The organism is Exiguobacterium sp. s145 (genome assembly GCF_018618835.1).
GTDB lineage: Bacteria > Bacillota > Bacilli > Exiguobacteriales > Exiguobacteriaceae > Exiguobacterium_A > Exiguobacterium_A artemiae.
Genome location: NZ_JACSMV010000027.1, coordinates 24,045 through 41,651 on the forward strand (window position 1 = coordinate 24,045; position 17,607 = coordinate 41,651).

Here is a 17,607-nt window from a genome sequence, read left to right on the forward strand (position 1 = left end):
AATTGTAAGCGATAACTTTTTAAAAAGCTAGTTCTTTTTTATTATTTTTTTGAAATTATATTTTAGATAATGAATATTATGAATAGAAGGGTGTTGAAAAATGAAAATCGGGAATAAGTTAACAGGAATGAAAGCGGAGCGTCAGGTGCTTGGAAAAAGGAGACGAAATCATGAGTGAATCGATCAGTCCTCTGACAAACTATGGGGAACGAATTCGAACGTTACGGAACCGGCAAGGCATGGAGCTGGAACAGCTTGCTGAACTGACGGAAACGACACCGGAAATGATGAATCGGATTGAACGAGGCCTGGCTCATCCGTCCTTTTCGATGGTTGAACGGCTGGCAAAGGTTCTGGGTGTTCCGTACGAACATTTACTGCGTGACATTTGGCCGGCGCAAATGATTTTTCAACAAGAAGAACATCAAAAAATCATTGATTTACCATCCAGTTAACAACGGAAAAATCCTCTTTCACCGACAGGTGGAAGAGGATTTTTGGTATTACCGGTTATCGATTGTTTCTGGATATAAATCATGATTGAAGAGACGGTGTTCGGCCATCTGTTCATATTTCGTTCCCGGTTTACCGTAATTGTAGTACGGGTCGATCGAAATTCCGCCGCGTGGCGTGAATTTTCCCCATACTTCAAGGTAACGGGGTTCCATCAGTTTGACGAGATCTTTCCCGATGACATTGATACAGTTTTCATGGAAGTCACCGTGATTGCGGAAACTGAACAGGTAGAGTTTTAATGATTTGGATTCGACTAATTTTTCATCCGGGATATACGAGATATAGATCGTCGCAAAGTCCGGTTGATTCGTAATCGGGCAAAGACTTGTAAATTCAGGGGCATTGAATTTAACAAAGTAATCATTTTCCGGGTGACGGTTCGGGAAGGCTTCAAGCACTTCCGGCTGATATTCAAAAATATAAGGGACAGACTTTTGACCAAGTAAGGACAAATCGTTTAAATCTTCTGGACGCATAATTAATCTCCTTAAACGCCGCGGTCGTTTGCGAAAACGAGGGCATGTAGTTGTGGAAGGACACGTGCGTGATTAAATCGTTCGTCAGCTGCAACGCGTTCCCATAAAGTTTTTAAATCAGATAACATCCGCGGAGCAATCGTACCTTCTTCCGCAGGATCCGGATTACCGAGTGACAGGTAAAGCGTTTTTAAGGCATACCGGTCAGAGATGGCAGCCGCAAAATCAAGATCGGCCTCATCAAAGATGACGATCTTCACAGCCCGTTGCTGCTCCGGCAACCGTTTGAAAAAGACATCAAGACGGTCGTAATCAACCGTCATACCACTCGACGGTGGTTTCGGACTGATCGTGACGTCTTCAATATCAAGAACCCAGTTCTGCCAGTAAGAACCTTGTGTTTCGACCGACATCGTGATGCCGCGGCTCTTCAGCGCATCGACGAGGGTTCCGATCGAGGCGTGCAACAATGGATTACCACCGGAAATCGTGACATGTCCGTATGAGCCGAGGGCATCGAGTTGTACCAGGATTTCATCTGCTGTCAGTAAATCCGGCTTCTCCGATCCGTCCCAAGTAAATGCCGAGTCACACCAGGCGCAGGAATAATCGCAGCCGCCGGTCCGGACGAACATCGTTTTTTGACCGATGGAACGTCCTTCGCCTTGGAAGGTCGGACCGAAGATTTCAAGTACAGGAATCTTCGGTGTTTTCTTCAGTTGACTCATGACTCAAGCATCCATTCCCGGCGGACTTCTGCAAATGCCGTCGGTGTTTCATACAGTTTGACGAACTCGACACGGAGACCCCGTTCGTCCGGCAGGTGTTTGCCGAGTGTCTCAAAAATCCAGGCCGACATGTTTTCAGCCGTTGTATTCATGTAGGGAAGAGACTCGTTCAAGTACCGGTGGTCAAGCAACGGTTCGAGATGCTCTTTGAAAATTTTCTTCAAATCACCAAAGTCGAGTGTCATGCCGCGATGATCCAGGAATCCGCTGATGCCGAGATCGACGTGATACGTATGCCCGTGCAGAGCACGGCATTTGCCGTCATAGTCATACAGGTGATGCGCTGCGTCAAACGTCAATTTTTTAACGATCATGACACGGGATTTTGTATAAATAAGCGAGTCACCGGTCGGGCGCTCGACAGTTTCGGGTGCTTCATAATTGAATTTCATGTGTGTTGGACCTCCTCGATGTAGGCATCTAAGCCTTTTTTCCGTAATTCACAAGCCGGGCAATCGCCGCAGCCGTCTCCGATGATGCCGTTGTAGCACGTCAATGTCCGCTTGCGGACAAAATCAAACGCGCCGAGCGAATCAGCCAGTGCCCATGTCTCTTTTTTATCGAGCCACATAAGCGGAGTATGAATCACGAATGGATAGTCCATCGCGAGGTTAAGTGTCACATTCAGTGACTTGATGAAGGAATCACGGCAATCGGGATAACCGGAAAAGTCCGTTTCGCATACGCCGGTAATGATATGGCGGATACCGCGTCCTTTCGCGAGGACGGCTGCGAAGGACAGGAACAGATGATTTCGGCCGTCTACAAAGGTAGAAGGAAGTCCGTCTTCGTTTGTCGTGATCGATTGTGAGTGGTCAGTCAGAGAGTTGCTTGTCAATTGACTGAGGAGTGAGAGATCGAGTTCGTGATGCTTCACACCGAGTTCAGATGTGATTTCGCGAGCGACATCGAGTTCTGCGGCATGACGTTGTCCGTAGTTGAAGGTAACGACTTCAACTTCTGAATAGTCGGCGAGTGCCTGAAACAGGCAGGTCGTCGAATCTTGACCGCCACTGAAGACGACAAGAGCACGTTCATTTTTCATTGGATACACTTCCATTCCTAGTTTTTGTGACGGAGGAGGTTACGAACTCCGGAGACACAGTCTCAACTATTCACACTAGCAGAAGGCGGCTGAAAAGTCGACTGACAATGAAGGATTTCACGAGACAAAAAAAGCACCCTTGAACGACAGTGCGCTCAAGGGTGAAGGAATCATAACGGATAATGATAATACCGCTCTTTGACGAGCAGATCACGGATGTTCGAGTCTTCTGAGATGACTTTCATTAAGCCGCCGGTTTGGGAAGCATGTGCCTGAAGGGCAGCGATTTTTTGATCGGTATAAGCGCTGACATCATGGACAAACGTTCCTTCACCGAGTTCGTCACGCGTATTGTTAGCGAAGGCGACGGCTAAAAATTCAGGCCGCTCGTTTTCGTCCATCGCGCGAAGTGCCCGGACGACGGCACGGGCTGTTGCTTCGTGATCCGGATGGACGGCGTAACCGGGATAAAACGAAATCACACGTGTCGGTTGTGTTTTCACAATCAATTCGCCGATCCGCTCAGCGAGCATCGCTTCGTCTTCGAACTCGACCGTCTTGTCGCGAAGTCCCCACATTTGTAAATCGGAAATCTTCATCTTTTCCGAAGCGGCAATCAGCTCGCGTTTGCGGATCGTCGCGAGCTCTTCACGATTCGTAAAGACAGGCCGTCCCATATTGCGTCCCATTTCACCGAGTGTCAGGCAGGCATACGTGACAGGTCCGCGATTCTCTGCATGTTCAATAATCGTTCCAGCCGAGCTGAACGCTTCATCATCCGGGTGAGGGAAGATGACGAGAAGATGATCTTGTTCGTTGTACGCCATTATTCTACCTCCTCTGCGCCTTGCGCGAATGGAGTCGGACTGAGTTCGAAGGCAATCGCAAGGCGTCCTTCAACGTCGTGTCCGGCAATCAACAATTGATCGCCTGCAAATTCATAATCGGTTAAACCTTCGCCGTACAACCAACCGTGGGCCAGTTTCAGACCGATCCGGTATGGACCGTTTCCGGTAATCAGACCACGCTCGTACGTAATCTCAGCATTGCGGAAAAACATGCCGGCACTGTGGAATGTCGGATCCTGGTGTGTCGCATACGCACCGTTCGTCGTTTCGACGTGAACGTAAAGTGGTGTATTGGCATGCTTATCAATATAGTCTTGTACAGCTGTTAAATCCAGTGCTTGCATGATAAATCCCCTTTCCTATACAGAAAGAAGTCCGCGAACGTTGCGCGGACTTCCTGAACGATTAAGACGTTACTGTTCGATGAGCAGCGTGGTCAGTCGGGCCGACATATTCATTCAACCGGAATGAATGACGAATCGCAGAAGTGATAAACGATTTCGCTGTACGGACCGCTTGCTCCACGGAAGCTCCTTTTGCGAGTTCAGCCGTGATGGCGGCGGAGTAGGTGCATCCTGCTCCGTGCGTATACGGTGTCTCAATACGTTCGTCCTCAATTAGGATAAACTCTTTTCCGTCATAAAGCACGTCAACTGCTTGCGGGTGGTCAATCTTGCTGCCGCCTTTAACAAGGACGTATTGCGCGCCTTTTTCATGAATCCGGGCAGCTGCGAGCTTCATTTCATCGATTGTCGAAGGGGTTTTTCCAAGCCCCGATAATTGACCTGCTTCAAAGACGTTAGGAGTCACGACTGTTGCGAGCGGTGTCAGGATATCACGTAAAGCGTTCGCCGTATCCGGATTCAGGACCTCATCTTCGCCTTTACAGACCATGACCGGATCGATGACGACATTTTTGACACCAGATGACTTGATTTTTTCAGCAACGACTTCAATGATTTCGACAGTCGGGAGCATACCCGTCTTCATCGCATCTACACCAATTCCTCCAAGGACCGTATGGATTTGTGTCCGGACGAGTTCGGCATCGATTGGATAAACCGCATGGTGCCAAGAATGATCAGGATCTTGAGCAACGATGACCGTCAATGCGTTCATCCCGTAGACTTCAAGTTCCTGGAACGTCTTCAAATCAGCTTGAATACCAGCGCCGCCACTCGTGTCAGAGCCGGCAATCGTTAAAGCTTTACGTTTTGTCATGTGGAATTCCTCCTAAATAAAATAAGCATATCTTCTTGCCATCAATCATAGCGAATTCTAGTCCAAGCGACAACTGCAGGGGCTTAATCAAGACAGAAAATCCCCACCTAGCTGACTAGATGGGGAATGAATCATTTAATGAATAAGAAATCAAGAATGTAATAGATGAGCGCAGCCATTGCCATCGAAATCGGCAATGTGATGACCCATGTAATCAACATTCGTTGTGCTGTTCCCCATTTAACGCCTTTTTTCCGGTGTGATGTACCTACACCGAGAATGGCAGAAGAGATGACGTGTGTCGTTGAAACCGGTAAGTGGATTGCTGTCGCACCAAAGATGATGGCAGCAGACGTCAAGTCAGCCGCAACACCGTTGACGGGACGGATTTTCATGATTTGTCCACCAACCGTCTTGATGATCCGCCATCCACCGACGGATGTTCCGAGACCCATGGCAATCGCACACGATAATTTAACCCAAAGTGCGACTTCATGATCCGTTTGGAAACCGGAGGAAATGAGGGCAAGCGTGATGATACCCATCGCTTTTTGCGCATCGTTCGTTCCGTGTGTATACGATTGAAGCGCAGCTGTTGCGATTTGCATATGACGGAAACGACGATTCGTCTTCGCCAAATTCCCTTTTTTGAATACAACTTTGAAAATACCGTAAACGATAAAACCAAGAGTAAAGGCAAGAATCGGTGAAATGATCAGAGCCTGAACGATTTTTAAAATCCCTTTAGCTTCAATTCCGCCAAAGCCGACGGATGCAATGGCTGCACCGGCGATTGAACCGATCAACGTATGCGAAGAACTAGACGGAATACCGAAATACCACGTCAAGAGGTTCCAGGCAATAGCAGAGAGTAAAGCAGCAATGACGACATAACTTCCGTGCTGCAGCGTCGACGGATCGACGATATCGCTGGAAATTGTTTTAGCAACGCCAGTAAACGTGATTGCACCTAAAAAATTCATCGTCGCAGCCAGGATGATGGCGTGACGCGGTTTCAAAGCACGAGTCGACACCGAAGTCGCAATCGAGTTCGCTGTATCGTGGAAACCGTTAATGAAGTCGAAGCTAAGTGCGAGAATGACGATTATGGCGGTGATGATAAACAGACTATCCATCTCGTTAGCTCCTCACTTATGCGTTTTTCATGATGATCGTTTCAATGACGTTTGCTGCATCTTGGCAGTAATCGGCGATTGACTCGAGCGACTCATAAATTTCTTTGTATTGAATGATTTTGATTGGATCTGTTTCTGTTGCGAACAATGCTTTGATTGATTTGCGACGCAAGTTGTCACAGATTGTTTCTTGTTCTTTTACTTTGATGACGTGTTCGCGCATCGGCTGAAGTTTGCGTGCGACTAACAAATCCATTGATAAAGCGAGCTCATTAACGGCAATGTGGATCTCATCCACAAAACGGATCATATGCTCGTCTGCTTGGACGATGTTGTAAATTTCAAAAATAGCAGAACATTCTTCAAAACCGTCAAGGACGTCGTCAAGTGAATTAGCAAGTGCTAATAAATCTTCACGGTCGATCGGTGTGATGAACGCGTTGTTCAAATCGATGATCAATTGGTGCATCAGATCGTCACCGGCTGTTTCAAAATCTTTTACTTTATGGGCGAATTCTTTGACATCGGCAATACCATTAATTTTAAAATCAACGAAAAATTGTGACGTTCGTTGCAAGTGTCCTGCAATCTCAGATAATTTAACCGCGAATGGATCTTGTTTTTTACTGAACATTTCTTCTGCCTCCATATTAAGAACAAGAATAGAATAGTGAAGTGACTTCACGAGTTCGATTGTATCAGACGCTATTGTAAAAGAATACAACTATGTCCCGTCTTTACGAAATCTTAATACTAATGGGATTGCTGATTTAACAAAGAATTAAAAATTGAAACAATAAGATGGATTCGCTTATTAATCTTGGGGAAACTTGTGTTTTCCGTTGCCCTTTGTAAGGGAATAGAAGAAAAGCAGGAGAAGGAAGAGCGGAAGCGAATAAGAAATTAAGTTAGAGCGCCATGTAAATCAGGTATAATCATGTAAAGGAAAGAGGAGGACGTTTTGTATGCTCGTTCAAAGTTTGTGTATTCCGAAACACCAGTGTGTCAAGATTTCAGAGACGGCTACCCTGCGAGAAGCGTTACAGACGCTGGAAGAGACAGGATACCGCTGTGTCCCGGTTCTTGATCAAACCGGTCAGTTGTTCAAAGGAAACATCTATAAAATGCATATTTACCGTCACGGAATGAACGGCGGAAGTTTAGACGACAACGTTATGACGTTGATCAAAAACACGACGAAGTTCATCTACACAGGCAGTAACTTCTTTGAAGTCTTTTTCTCCATCAAAGAATTGCCTTACATTGCTGTTCTGAACGATGATGGACAATTTTTCGGGATTTTACCCCACGGAAAAATGCTGGGTATGCTCGAAGAAGCGTGGAACCGCGATTCAGGCAGTTATGTCCTGACGGTTGCCCTCAGTGAACAAAAAGGGGCGCTTGAAAAGATCGCGAAAATCATTAACAAATACTCAACGGTTGCGAGTCTGATGACATTGGATGCAAAAAGCAGTGTCATGCGCCGTGTCTTGATCACATTACCAACGGATTGTGATGAGAAGACGAAAAAGAAAATCGTCAAGAAATTAAACGAAAAAGGACTCCGCGTCGTTGCTGTCGAGGACTTGGCAGTTCGTGTATAATGACTAGGAAATCCGAAGGACCAGCAATTGGTCCTTTTTTTGTTGGGAGGCAATGAAATGAATATTTTAATGGTAGGAGCAGGTTCGATGAGTGAGTCGTTAGTCAAAGGCTGGCTGGATTCCGGTATATCTCCTCAAACGATCACGATGACCAATCGAGCGGACCGATCGCGTCTATTTGCTCTGGCGGAGCAGTACGGTGTCCGGACGACGACTGAGGAACAGGTGAATCAATTTGATGTTGTCGTTCTGGCCATGCAGCCGGACGGAGTGCTCGACTACATCAAACGACAAACTTTTACGGATCAACTGGTCGTGTCCGTCGCCGCGCACATTACACCGGCAGAAATCGAAGCACATATTTCATGTGGTGCTGTCTGCGCGATGCCGAATACACCGGTCGCATTTCGGACAGGGATGATCGGACTTTGGTTTGGTGACCTTGTATCGGACGAGAAAAGACAACAGGCGACGGCATTGTTTGAACGCGTGGGTGAGACGGTCGAAACAAATGCGGCGACGATGCCGTATCTGATGGCAGCAGCAGGGTGCAGTCCCGCATTCTTCTATGAAATCGTCGGCGCGATGACACCTGTGTTGACGAAAGCCGGTTTCGATGCGTCTTCTGCCCGGAGAATCATCGCCCAGGCGATGAAAGGATCAGCGGAACTGCTGTTGCATGAAGAACGTCCGACAGAAGAACTGATCAAGGATGTGGCAGCACCGGGTGGCCCGACGGATCGTGGAGTCCGTGTGTTGCGTGAACATGACTTGGCACAAGCGATGTATGAGGCTTTGATGGAGAGCGCTCGCGAAGAAAATTAAAAATTCATCCGAAACGCCCGCCGCTTCTTGATTAAAAGAGAAGCGACGGGCGTTTTTAGACAGGTTTACTTCAAGTGAAATGAAGCGTTTCACGTGAAACATTGATTTAATCTTGCAAAGCGGAAGAGAACTTCGTATATTTAAAAAAGAAACCGTCCAGACGGTACAGTAAAATGAAGGGAGAAAGGTTATGGTCAGTACAAAAGCGTTAGAAACACGACGTCGGATTACGGATGCGACCGTTCAAGTCATGCTGACCCAAGGATTTCCGCAACTGACACTTGAAGAAGTGGCGAAACAGGCGAATGTCTCGAAAGGCGGGCTATTGTATCATTTTTCTTCAAAAGAAGAATTGTTGATGGGTGTGATCGAAGAACAGGAACGGCGTCAGTTCCAGCAGTATCAGACGTATCTCGGACAAGGGTTTGGTCCGATGGAAGCTTTCGTCATGCTGCAGGCACAGCGGGATGAAGAGTTTTGTCTCGATATTGACACGGTATTATTTTTATTGTCCCTGTTAAAGGAAAATGCCGCTTTCGTGGAAGAACGAAAAAAGCAGGTCCATCAATTTTTTGATCACTTGATGGAACAGGCAGATCCTGTCGAAGCGATGATGATCCGTTTTACACTGGACGGCTTGAAAATGTCGGAACATTTTCAGTTTGGTCAGCCCGCATCTGACGTACGGCAAGCCTTGATTGAACGTTTATTAAAACAAGCACGTAAGATTGATCAAGCAGCGAAGTAACAAGATGGAATTGAAAAAGAAGAGAGAGAAGGCGGATTTTTACCATGAAGCGTATCATTCAATTTTCAGTCAATAATAAGTTTGCTCTTTGGTTACTGACGATTATCATCACAGTTGCCGGAATTTATGCCGGAACGACGATGAAACTCGAGACGTTGCCGGACATAACGACACCAACTGTGTCTGTGACGACGATTTATCCGGGTGCAACACCAGAACAAGTACTCGATGAGGTCAGTCGTGAACTTGAAAGTAAGGTCGAGAATCTTGGCGGAGTCGAAACCGTCCGCTCGTCCTCTTTCCAGAATGCTTCAAATCTACAAATCGACTACAGCTTCAGTACAGACATGGACGAAGCGGAACAAAAAGTCAAAGAAGCATTAGCTAATGTAGATTTACCGGAAGGCGCACAGGAACCTCAAGTTTCGCGTATTTCATTTGATGCTTTCCCGATCATCGGCTTTGCTGTATCGGACGAAAACCGTTCCTTATCCGATTTGACGAAACTGGTCGAAAACGAACTCCAACCGAAACTTGAAGGAATCGAAGGAGCACAGACGGTTCAAATCGCCGGTCAGGAAATCCGTCGAATTGAGATTCGATTTGATGAGAAGAAACTGCAACAGTACGGATTGACGGAAGAGAACGTCAAACAACTGATTCAAGCAAATGATTCCCGCTTAGCTCTCGGGTTATATGAATTAGGCGATAAAGAACAGGCAGTCGTACTCGATGGAAAGGCCACAACGGTCAACGAGTTAAAAAATCTCCGTTTGCCATACACGCCACAAGCAACACCAGACGCAGGACAAGGACAGACGCCAACACCTGCATCAGGATCAGGTACAGGACAAGGACAGTCACCTGCATCATCTGCACCGACAGCAACGGCAGGACAAACGCCGGCTACTGCAACACCGACGCAAGTTCCGACCGTCAAATTGTCACAACTGGCGACGATTGAAGACAAAGGAATCGAAGAATCGATTTCCCGGTCGAACGGGGAACGTTCAATCGGCGTCCAGGTAACGAAATCACAGGATGCCAATACCGTCGAAGTCGTCAATGCGGTCAAAGAGACGATTAAAGACTTTGAGAAAGAGAACGACGGCGTCAAAGCATCGGTCACGCTTGACCAAGGGAAGCCGATTGAAGAATCTGTCTCGACGATGATCAGCAAAGCATTGATTGGTGCCTTGTTCGCGGTCGTCATCATTCTCTTGTTCTTACGGAACTTCAAATCAACAATCATTGCGGTCATTTCGATTCCATTATCCCTGCTGATGGCGATTTTGGTCTTGAAACAGTTGGACATCTCACTCAACATCATGACGCTTGGGGCGATGACAGTTGCGATTGGTCGAGTCGTGGATGATTCGATTGTCGTCATTGAAAACATTTACCGTCGATTGACGGATCCGACTGAACCATTAAAAGGGAAGGCGCTCATCATTGAGGCAACACGTGAAGTCTTCATTCCGGTCGCTTCATCGACAATCGTCACGATTGCCGTCTTCCTGCCGCTCGGATTCGTTACAGGATTTGTTGGTGAACTGTTCCTTCCGTTCGCCTTGACGGTCGTCTTTGCACTCTTTGCCTCATTGATCGTAGCTGTAACGGTTGTTCCGATGTTTGCTGATTCACTCTTTAAACGCGGGAAGGCACCAAAACCGGAAAAAGAAGACGGTGGCAAACTTGCCAACTGGTACCGTGGTGTACTGAATTGGTCGTTGAACCATAAATTTGTCGTCTTTGGTCTCGCTGTACTGTTGCTGATCGGCAGTTTCGCGCTTGTTCCGACCATCGGTGTCAACTTCTTGAATCAAGAGAGTGAAAAAACATTTTACGTGACGTATAATCCAAAACCGGGTCAAACGTTAGATGATTCATTGAAGGCTGCCGACCTGGCAGAAGGATATTTTGAAAAGCAACGTGATGTGGATAATCTTCAATTTACAGTCGGTGGAGAAAATCCATTGAATCCCGGAAATACAAAGCAAGCTGTTTTCATTGCCCAGTATGATCCGGATACAGCTGATTTTGCAGATGTAAAACAACAGGCAATCAAACAATTGAATAAAGAGATTCCGACCGGCGAATGGAAAGAACAGGACTTCAGCGGAGGAGCGGCCTCTTCCGGTGTCTCGTATTCGGTTTATGCCAATTCGATTGAGGATCTGCAAAAGATTACACCTGAATTCGTGAAAGCGATTGAAGGCGAATCGAAATACGTGCGTAAAGTAACGACTGATTTAAAGGAGTCGTATACACAGTACACATTTGAAGTCGACCAACAAAAAGCCGCTGAATTCGGTATCTCGACAGCGCAATTGGCTCAAGGTATTGCTAATGTGCAAGGTGAAGAAAAACCACTTTCTACTATAAAAGTAGACGGTAAGGAACTCGATGTCATCGTTCCGAACGAACAGACGACATATGATTCCATCAACGATCTACAAAAAACAGATGTGACGACGCCGCTTGGTGTCCGGAAACTGTCGGATTTCGTCTCGGTCAAAAAAGGGACGACACCGGATTCACTCAGTGAGCGGGACGGTAAGCTGGTCGCGACAGTCACAGCAGAATTAAAAACAGACAAAGCAACAGAAGCTTCACAAGCAATCGATAAAACGGTCAAAAAGATTAATCTTCCGACAGGTGTCTCCTATAAAGCAGGCGGTGTGACGGAACAAATTCAGGAATCGTTCACGCAACTCGGACTTGCAATGGCAGCAGCCGTCGCGATTGTCTATCTGGTTCTTGTCGTCACATTCGGAGGCGCGTTGACACCACTTGTCATCTTGTTCTCGCTTCCGTTTGCGATCATCGGCGGGTTACTTGCCCTGTTGATTACAGGCGAAACGATTTCCGTTTCTTCGTTGATCGGTGCATTGATGCTGATCGGAATCGTCGTAACAAACGCGATTGTATTGATCGACCGTGTCATTCATAAGGAAAAAGAAGGACTCGATACGCGGGAAGCCTTGTTGGACGCGGCAGGAACACGACTTCGTCCGATCTTGATGACAGCTCTCGCGACGATTGGTGCCTTGTCACCACTGGCACTCGGTCTTGAAGGCGGCGCCTTGATTTCGAAAGGACTTGGGGTAACGGTCATCGGTGGGCTAACGAGTTCGACACTCTTGACGTTGCTGATTGTTCCGATCGTCTACGAATTCTTTGCACGCTTTCGGAAAAAGAAGTCAATGGATTAAGCAGACTTAACGTTTAATCATTTGAACAGGTTTCTTGAAACGGCTCTAAACTGCCGTTTCAAGACCTGTTTTTTTATTTGTTACAGAAGTGTTACGGGAAACTAACCCTGTTAATAAACTGTAACGCGATGGAAGAAATCAGCATGATAGGATAAAAACAGTAATTATCTGATAATTTAGTTTTTTGCATAAACATATTTATAAAGGAGACAGACGGATGAAAAGTTCATTTTTAGTGCGGATCGTTGTATTGGCAACATTACTCATCAGCAGCTTCGCGGCTGTTCCACAACAAACGAAAGCCAGTACATCGAAAAAAGTTGTCGTAGCGGTCGATGTGTTGAATGTCCGGTCCAAAGCGACGACGATGGGACAAAAACTGGGTCAACTGAAACTAGGACAAACGGTAACGGTCCTCGGTAAAACAGCAAACAATTGGTATCAACTCCGGTATGCGGGAAAAAATGCGTACATAGCGGCTACATATACAAAAGCATTTAATGCCAAAGCGACAACAGGATTAACTAAAAATGGAGCAGCCGTCGTATCGGTCGCAGAAGGCTTAAAAGGACGTCCGTACGTATTCGGTGCGACGGGGCCTGTCAGTTTCGACTGTTCCGGCTTCACACGTTATGTTTACAACGCGTTAGGCAAGTCGTTACCGCGGACGGCAGCGGCACAATACGGCGCGACGAAACGAACGGCTCCCGTTGCCGGAGATCTCGTCTTCTTCACGCACGGAAGCGGAATTCAGCATGTCGGGATTGCGGTTGATGGATCGACGATGATCAATGCCAATTCCTATTACGGACAGGTCGTCAAAGAATCATTCCGGAGCGGCTACTGGGGATCGCGTTACGTTGCGGCAGGTTCTCTATAAAACAGCAAATCATTCAAAAAACCCGCTCTTGACGCATTTGCGAGACAAGAGCGGGTTTTCATCTATTCTTTGACTTTAACAGCCGTTAATCCACTCAGCAGAGCAGTCGGGATTTTGATTTGGGGATGGTCGCGCCAATTGTCGCTGATCGCGATGGAAAAGGCTTGGCGGCCGATCGTCTCATAAGGGACGGCAACCGTCGTCAGATTCAGGACGACAGCCAAATCACTGCCGTCGAATCCGATCACGGCTAAATCTTCCGGAATCCGGTAACCTTGTTTGCGAAGCTCGAGAATGATACCCGCGGCCACATGGTCACTGGCGGTTAACAAAGCACTTGGGCGACAGGATTGATTGGACCACTGCCGGGCGATGTCGGCTCCGTCCTCAATCGTCAACGCCTGTTGATAAATCCATGACGTATCTTCCGGTGACACGGTATCCTGATAGGCCTGCTTTCGGGCACGGCTGTTTGTGCTGTCAGGGCGACCAAGACAAATCCCGATCTGAGTATGCCCGAAAGACTGAAGGGTCTTTAACCCGCTTTGAAACGCGGTATAATGATTGATATAGACGGAAGAGACATCTTCATGATGCTCACAAAACACAATCGGACCGTACTGCTCGTATCGTAAAATCTCATCGACCGGCAGACTGTGGGACACGACAATCAGTCCGTCAACTTCACGTTGGGCGAGGGCTTGAAGAACCGTCTGTTCATGTGACGCAATATAGTTCGTCTGCCACGTCAAAAAACGATAGCCTTCCTCAAAAGCGCACTGGGCAATCCCTTGCAGGATGGCAGCGTAGTAGGGATGATCGACGTAAGGCAGCATGACACCGATCGTTTTCGTTTGACCGGTCGACAACTGGACAGCGGTTTGATTACGGATATAACCGAGCTTTGTGATGGCGTCCTGGACGGCCCGGCGTTTATCTTCCGCGACGTACGGATGATCATTGAGGACACGCGAGACTGTCGTCACTGAAACCTCTGCTTCACGTGCTAAGTCACGAATGTTGGTCATCAAAGGTTCCTCCTAGCTGTTGGATAATTGTTGATGGATCTTAATCCAGTCCTGTCTCGTGATCGGGCCTTCCAGCCAAGCCGAACGATCGAGTTGTTCCGAAATTCTTTGAAGCAGTTCGACCTGATGAGCTGGCGGCAAGTCCGGGAATTGATCGACCAACGTATGCTTACACAAATAGTAACCGGTCGATGTGTGCAACTGTTCAATCGCTAATTCGTAAGCAACATTTTTCTGAACGAGACGAGACAAGAATGTTTGAACTGACATGAGAAGACCTCCCTTGTAGTGTATATCAAGACCGTAAACTATGAAACGCGTTTCACGGCAAGCAAAAACTGAGAGGTCCGTCATAAAAGTGGAAAATCCGGACTGGAATTGACCAATGGAAAAAAGAGGTCTATGATTGGTTCGAATCAAGATAAAGAGGGGCGAACGTAAAATGGAATCGACAGACTCGAAGCTGGCATTAAAAATGCTCGTTGTTCTATCTCGCACAATGCATGCAGTAGCGGAACAAGTGAAAGTAGACATCAAGACCCATCAGCTGAATTTATCGGAATTTGGTGTACTGGAATTGTTGTACCACAAAGGCGATACACCACTTCAACAAATCGGCGATAAAATCTTATTAACGAGTGGCAGTGTCACGTACGTCGTGGATAAATTAGAGAACCGGGGTCTCCTGGCCCGACGATCATGCCCGACGGATCGTCGCGTAACGTTCGGAACACTGACGGAGGCGGGAAGAGAATTAATGGAAGAAACGTTCCCGAAGCACGAAGCGTTCCTCACAGACTTGTTCAGTGACCTTTCGATTCCAGAAAAAGAACAGTTGATCGATCAGCTCAAACGGATCGGTCATCGTGCAGACCATTATACACATTCAAAAAAAGCCTAATCATCCTGATTAAGCTTTTTTTGTTGCTTTCTTTGAAATCAAACTAATTGACAAAAGAAAATGGTGTTGGTATATTTACTTACAGAATTTACTTTAAATAAAAGGGAGAAATAAAAATGACTAAATTACTTTATGTAACTGTAAACCCGAAATCAACAGAACATTCATTCAGCCTTCAAGCTGGTGAAGCTTTCCTCGAAAGCTACAAAGCAGCTAACCCGAACGCTGAAGTCCAAGTTCTTGATCTATATAAAGAAGATGTCCAAGAAATCGATACAGACGTACTCAGCGCATGGGGCAAATTCGCTACAGGCGAAGAGCTTTCAGAAGTAGAAATCGCTAAAGTCGGTACAATGACGAAACACCTTGAGCAGTACATGGAAGCGGACGAATACGTATTCGTGACGCCAATGTGGAACTTCTCATTCCCAGCACGTCTTAAAATGTACATCGACAGCGTTCTTCTTGCAGGTAAAACATTTGCTTACACGGCAGAAGGTCCTAAAGGATTGATGGAAGGCAAAAAAGCGCTCCACATCCAGGCAACAGGCGGTGTCTACACTGGTTCTGGCCTCAACTTCGGCGATGACTACCTCCGTCAAGCACTTGCTTTCACTGGTGTAACAGACTACAACTCATTGTTCATCGAAGGTATGGCAATGAACCCAGAAAAAGCAGAAGAAATTAAAGAAGAAGCAATCGCAAAAGCAAAAGAACTTGGCCGTTCATTCTCAACAGTCAACGCATAAGAAACGAAAATACCCGCTGTCCGTTCAACCGGACAGCGGGTATTTTTTGTTTACAGATGCGTTTTTTTCCGTAAGACGAGAGACGCAAACAGGAGTAAATCCTTCAATTTCTCGAGTCCGCGCGGATGACTCGAAATCCGGTACAGCCATTCCAACTTTAACTGCCGGAATAATTTGGGCGCCCGTTTACTGTGACCCGACCAGACATCAAAGGCACCACCGACACCGATGAAAAGTCCGCGGTCGACCTGATCGTAAACAGAGGCAATCCATTCTTCCTGTTTCGGTGCCCCGAGAGCGACCAAAATCAAATCCGCTTCGGCCGACCGGATTGCTTTTGCGGCTTCTTCTTCCTTGCCGAATCCGTGAAAGGTTCCGACGAACTGGATATCAGGAAAACGAATCGATAATTGCTGAATCAGCGACTTCATGACTTCCGGACGACCGCCGAGCAGAAAGACACGTTTTTTTAAAGCATCGGCAGTCCGGAGCAGTTCACGGGCCGTCTCGATGCCAGGTAATGTCGTAGTGAGCGGTTTCCCCATCCGTTTACTGGCTGCCGTCACGCCGATTCCGTCAGGCGTGATGAACGTCGCTTGTTGTAAAATATGCTTGTACGCGGGATCACGCAAAGACCGTAAAACGAGTTCCGGATTAGCGGTGACGAGAAAGGCCTTTTCGTTATTGTGTAAAATCGTTTTAATATGGGTATACCAATGCGACGGTGTTGCATCGACAAAAGGCAACCCGAACAACTGAATTGTTTGAATCATCTTTATTCCACCTCATATACCATCATAGCAGAATCAGGCCGGACGAACAGGGGCTTGAGACTGAAAAAGGAGCGAACGGGATGCATACAGCCTGGCAAGAGATTTTAAAAGAAGAGAAAGAAAAAGACTACTTTATCCGGCTCTGGGATTTCGTCAAGACTGCTTACCGGGAAACGACGGTTTATCCGCCGAAGGATCGGATTTTCCATGCCTTTGACGCGGTGGCACCGCAGGATGTCCGTTGCGTCATCTTGGGGCAGGATCCGTACCACGGACCGAATCAGGCGAATGGACTGAGTTTTTCCGTCAATGACGGGGTTGCAATTCCGCCGTCCTTACGTAACATGTACAAGGAATTAATGTCCGATCTCGGATGTCCGGCACCGACGACGGGTAATCTGGAAGCCTGGTCGAACCAAGGTGTGTTTTTACTGAATACGTCCTTGACAGTCGAAGCAGGAAAAGCGGGTTCTCACGCCAAAAAAGGCTGGGAATCGTTTACGGATCGCGTCATCGAAGTGCTTGGACAACAGGAACAACCGATTGTATTCATTCTTTGGGGAAACCATGCGAAAAGTAAAAAGAGTTTGATTGATACGAATCGGCACCTTGTTCTCGAATCCGTTCATCCGAGTCCGCTTTCGGCGAGCCGCGGGTTTTTCGGCAGCCGGCCGTACTCGCAAACGAACGACTGGTTGCAGCAACAAAATCGAACACCGATCGACTGGTGTATCTCCTGACATCCCAAAAAACCAATCTACTCCGTAGACTGACCTAGCAATATGAGACACATATAAAACACCTTGATTAGGCTGCCAGTACACCGTATTTTTTCGGTGTGAGGTAGCCTAATT

21 protein-coding genes are annotated in these 17,607 nt (G+C 47.0%); 9 read left to right on the top strand and 12 right to left on the bottom strand.

What is annotated here, in order from left to right; translation table 11 throughout:
* Positions 1-170 precede the first annotated feature (170 nt).
* Positions 171-455, top strand: coding sequence for a helix-turn-helix domain-containing protein (locus KNQ07_RS14890; RefSeq protein WP_214767596.1), 285 nt, complete (start codon positions 171-173; stop codon positions 453-455).
* A gap of 48 nt (positions 456-503) precedes the next feature.
* Here KNQ07_RS14890 and queF read toward each other — a convergent pair whose 3' ends face one another.
* The 9 genes from queF to KNQ07_RS14935 all read right to left on the bottom strand — a co-directional run bounded on the left by queF (position 504) and on the right by KNQ07_RS14935 (position 6,664).
* Entirely contained in the window at positions 504-992 is a 489-nt protein-coding gene (queF, locus tag KNQ07_RS14895; RefSeq protein ID WP_012371770.1) for a preQ(1) synthase, read from the bottom strand.
* Between the two features lie 11 nt (positions 993-1,003).
* Positions 1,004-1,720 carry a 7-carboxy-7-deazaguanine synthase QueE gene (gene queE / locus KNQ07_RS14900; protein WP_214767599.1) on the bottom strand — a complete coding sequence of 239 codons (717 nt, stop codon included), beginning with the start codon at positions 1,718-1,720 and terminating at the stop codon, positions 1,004-1,006.
* The gene (gene queD, locus KNQ07_RS14905) at positions 1,717-2,172 is read right to left on the bottom strand and encodes a 6-carboxytetrahydropterin synthase QueD (protein WP_012371768.1); all 456 of its coding nucleotides are present in this window, start codon (positions 2,170-2,172) and stop codon (positions 1,717-1,719) included. Before queD ends, queE begins: the two co-directional genes overlap by 4 nt.
* A complete protein-coding gene (queC, locus tag KNQ07_RS14910) occupies positions 2,169-2,825 on the bottom strand; it encodes a 7-cyano-7-deazaguanine synthase QueC (RefSeq protein ID WP_012371767.1) in 657 nt (218 codons plus the stop codon). The genes queD and queC overlap by 4 nt, the downstream gene beginning before the upstream one ends.
* 170 nt (positions 2,826-2,995) lie before the next feature.
* On the bottom strand, positions 2,996-3,652 hold the full coding sequence (bshB2, locus tag KNQ07_RS14915; RefSeq protein WP_214767602.1) for a bacillithiol biosynthesis deacetylase BshB2: 657 nt from the start codon (positions 3,650-3,652) through the stop codon (positions 2,996-2,998).
* Positions 3,652-4,017 (bottom strand): YojF family protein, encoded by a 366-nt coding sequence (locus tag KNQ07_RS14920; RefSeq protein WP_012371765.1) that lies wholly within the window; start codon positions 4,015-4,017, stop codon positions 3,652-3,654. The genes bshB2 and KNQ07_RS14920 overlap by 1 nt, the downstream gene beginning before the upstream one ends.
* A gap of 61 nt (positions 4,018-4,078) precedes the next feature.
* Positions 4,079-4,894 carry a bifunctional hydroxymethylpyrimidine kinase/phosphomethylpyrimidine kinase gene (locus KNQ07_RS14925; RefSeq protein WP_012371764.1) on the bottom strand — a complete coding sequence of 272 codons (816 nt, stop codon included), beginning with the start codon at positions 4,892-4,894 and terminating at the stop codon, positions 4,079-4,081.
* Positions 4,895-5,025: 131 nt separating this feature from the next.
* Entirely contained in the window at positions 5,026-6,030 is a 1,005-nt protein-coding gene (locus KNQ07_RS14930) for an inorganic phosphate transporter (protein WP_214767625.1), read from the bottom strand.
* 16 nt (positions 6,031-6,046) lie between these two features.
* Positions 6,047-6,664 (bottom strand): DUF47 domain-containing protein, encoded by a 618-nt coding sequence (locus KNQ07_RS14935; protein ID WP_012371762.1) that lies wholly within the window; start codon positions 6,662-6,664, stop codon positions 6,047-6,049.
* A 331-nt stretch (positions 6,665-6,995) separates the two neighbouring features.
* Between KNQ07_RS14935 and cbpA the strand changes: the two genes are divergently transcribed.
* The 5 genes from cbpA to KNQ07_RS14960 all read left to right on the top strand — a co-directional run bounded on the left by cbpA (position 6,996) and on the right by KNQ07_RS14960 (position 13,302).
* On the top strand, positions 6,996-7,634 hold the full coding sequence (gene cbpA, locus KNQ07_RS14940; RefSeq protein ID WP_012371761.1) for a cyclic di-AMP binding protein CbpA: 639 nt from the start codon (positions 6,996-6,998) through the stop codon (positions 7,632-7,634).
* A gap of 57 nt (positions 7,635-7,691) precedes the next feature.
* Entirely contained in the window at positions 7,692-8,459 is a 768-nt protein-coding gene (locus KNQ07_RS14945; protein WP_214767627.1) for a pyrroline-5-carboxylate reductase family protein, read from the top strand.
* 190 nt (positions 8,460-8,649) lie between these two features.
* On the top strand, positions 8,650-9,207 hold the full coding sequence (locus KNQ07_RS14950; RefSeq protein WP_012371759.1) for a TetR/AcrR family transcriptional regulator: 558 nt from the start codon (positions 8,650-8,652) through the stop codon (positions 9,205-9,207).
* Positions 9,208-9,251: 44 nt separating this feature from the next.
* On the top strand, positions 9,252-12,422 hold the full coding sequence (locus tag KNQ07_RS14955; protein ID WP_214767628.1) for an efflux RND transporter permease subunit: 3,171 nt from the start codon (positions 9,252-9,254) through the stop codon (positions 12,420-12,422).
* Between the two features lie 217 nt (positions 12,423-12,639).
* Positions 12,640-13,302: a C40 family peptidase gene (locus KNQ07_RS14960; protein ID WP_214767629.1), complete on the top strand. Its 663-nt coding sequence runs from the start codon at positions 12,640-12,642 to the stop codon at positions 13,300-13,302.
* A gap of 62 nt (positions 13,303-13,364) precedes the next feature.
* Here KNQ07_RS14960 and KNQ07_RS14965 read toward each other — a convergent pair whose 3' ends face one another.
* Positions 13,365-14,330 carry a LacI family DNA-binding transcriptional regulator gene (locus KNQ07_RS14965; RefSeq protein ID WP_214767630.1) on the bottom strand — a complete coding sequence of 322 codons (966 nt, stop codon included), beginning with the start codon at positions 14,328-14,330 and terminating at the stop codon, positions 13,365-13,367.
* Between the two features lie 12 nt (positions 14,331-14,342).
* Positions 14,343-14,600, bottom strand: coding sequence for a hypothetical protein (locus tag KNQ07_RS14970; protein ID WP_012371755.1), 258 nt, complete (start codon positions 14,598-14,600; stop codon positions 14,343-14,345).
* A 172-nt stretch (positions 14,601-14,772) separates the two neighbouring features.
* Here KNQ07_RS14970 and KNQ07_RS14975 point away from each other — a divergent pair, with 172 nt between their 5' ends.
* Together KNQ07_RS14975 and KNQ07_RS14980 are read left to right on the top strand one after the other, a co-directional pair.
* Positions 14,773-15,231, top strand: a complete 459-nt coding sequence (locus KNQ07_RS14975) for a MarR family winged helix-turn-helix transcriptional regulator (protein WP_012371754.1) — start codon at positions 14,773-14,775, stop codon at positions 15,229-15,231.
* Between the two features lie 116 nt (positions 15,232-15,347).
* Positions 15,348-15,980: an NAD(P)H-dependent oxidoreductase gene (locus tag KNQ07_RS14980; protein WP_012371753.1), complete on the top strand. Its 633-nt coding sequence runs from the start codon at positions 15,348-15,350 to the stop codon at positions 15,978-15,980.
* A 50-nt stretch (positions 15,981-16,030) separates the two neighbouring features.
* Here KNQ07_RS14980 and KNQ07_RS14985 read toward each other — a convergent pair whose 3' ends face one another.
* Complete coding sequence (locus tag KNQ07_RS14985; RefSeq protein WP_214767631.1) at positions 16,031-16,753, bottom strand: WecB/TagA/CpsF family glycosyltransferase; 723 nt, start codon at positions 16,751-16,753, stop codon at positions 16,031-16,033.
* 80 nt (positions 16,754-16,833) lie between these two features.
* On the opposite strand from KNQ07_RS14985, the gene KNQ07_RS14990 reads away from it, so the two are divergent.
* Positions 16,834-17,493, top strand: coding sequence for a uracil-DNA glycosylase (locus tag KNQ07_RS14990; protein ID WP_012371751.1), 660 nt, complete (start codon positions 16,834-16,836; stop codon positions 17,491-17,493).
* The last annotated feature ends 114 nt before the right edge of the window (positions 17,494-17,607 follow it).

What these genes read in the sequence shown, in the direction of transcription:
- bshB2 (WP_214767602.1), bottom strand. Translation starts at nt 3,652, where the DNA reads ATGGCGTACAACGAACAAGATCATCTTCTCGTCATCTTCCCTCACCCG.
- KNQ07_RS14935 (WP_012371762.1), bottom strand. Translation starts at nt 6,664, where the DNA reads ATGTTCAGTAAAAAACAAGATCCATTCGCGGTTAAATTATCTGAGATT.
- KNQ07_RS14950 (WP_012371759.1), top strand. Translation starts at nt 8,650, where the DNA reads ATGGTCAGTACAAAAGCGTTAGAAACACGACGTCGGATTACGGATGCG.
- KNQ07_RS14960 (WP_214767629.1), top strand. Translation starts at nt 12,640, where the DNA reads ATGAAAAGTTCATTTTTAGTGCGGATCGTTGTATTGGCAACATTACTC.
- KNQ07_RS14985 (WP_214767631.1), bottom strand. Translation starts at nt 16,753, where the DNA reads ATGATTCAAACAATTCAGTTGTTCGGGTTGCCTTTTGTCGATGCAACA.
- KNQ07_RS14920 (WP_012371765.1), bottom strand. Translation starts at nt 4,017, where the DNA reads ATGCAAGCACTGGATTTAACAGCTGTACAAGACTATATTGATAAGCAT.
- queC (WP_012371767.1), bottom strand. Translation starts at nt 2,825, where the DNA reads ATGAAAAATGAACGTGCTCTTGTCGTCTTCAGTGGCGGTCAAGATTCG.
- KNQ07_RS14945 (WP_214767627.1), top strand. Translation starts at nt 7,692, where the DNA reads ATGAATATTTTAATGGTAGGAGCAGGTTCGATGAGTGAGTCGTTAGTC.
- KNQ07_RS14955 (WP_214767628.1), top strand. Translation starts at nt 9,252, where the DNA reads ATGAAGCGTATCATTCAATTTTCAGTCAATAATAAGTTTGCTCTTTGG.
- KNQ07_RS14970 (WP_012371755.1), bottom strand. Translation starts at nt 14,600, where the DNA reads ATGTCAGTTCAAACATTCTTGTCTCGTCTCGTTCAGAAAAATGTTGCT.
- KNQ07_RS14890 (WP_214767596.1), top strand. Translation starts at nt 171, where the DNA reads ATGAGTGAATCGATCAGTCCTCTGACAAACTATGGGGAACGAATTCGA.
- queE (WP_214767599.1), bottom strand. Translation starts at nt 1,720, where the DNA reads ATGAGTCAACTGAAGAAAACACCGAAGATTCCTGTACTTGAAATCTTC.
- KNQ07_RS14930 (WP_214767625.1), bottom strand. Translation starts at nt 6,030, where the DNA reads ATGGATAGTCTGTTTATCATCACCGCCATAATCGTCATTCTCGCACTT.
- KNQ07_RS14925 (WP_012371764.1), bottom strand. Translation starts at nt 4,894, where the DNA reads ATGACAAAACGTAAAGCTTTAACGATTGCCGGCTCTGACACGAGTGGC.
- KNQ07_RS14975 (WP_012371754.1), top strand. Translation starts at nt 14,773, where the DNA reads ATGGAATCGACAGACTCGAAGCTGGCATTAAAAATGCTCGTTGTTCTA.
- KNQ07_RS14965 (WP_214767630.1), bottom strand. Translation starts at nt 14,330, where the DNA reads ATGACCAACATTCGTGACTTAGCACGTGAAGCAGAGGTTTCAGTGACG.
- KNQ07_RS14980 (WP_012371753.1), top strand. Translation starts at nt 15,348, where the DNA reads ATGACTAAATTACTTTATGTAACTGTAAACCCGAAATCAACAGAACAT.
- cbpA (WP_012371761.1), top strand. Translation starts at nt 6,996, where the DNA reads ATGCTCGTTCAAAGTTTGTGTATTCCGAAACACCAGTGTGTCAAGATT.
- KNQ07_RS14990 (WP_012371751.1), top strand. Translation starts at nt 16,834, where the DNA reads ATGCATACAGCCTGGCAAGAGATTTTAAAAGAAGAGAAAGAAAAAGAC.
- queD (WP_012371768.1), bottom strand. Translation starts at nt 2,172, where the DNA reads ATGAAATTCAATTATGAAGCACCCGAAACTGTCGAGCGCCCGACCGGT.
- queF (WP_012371770.1), bottom strand. Translation starts at nt 992, where the DNA reads ATGCGTCCAGAAGATTTAAACGATTTGTCCTTACTTGGTCAAAAGTCT.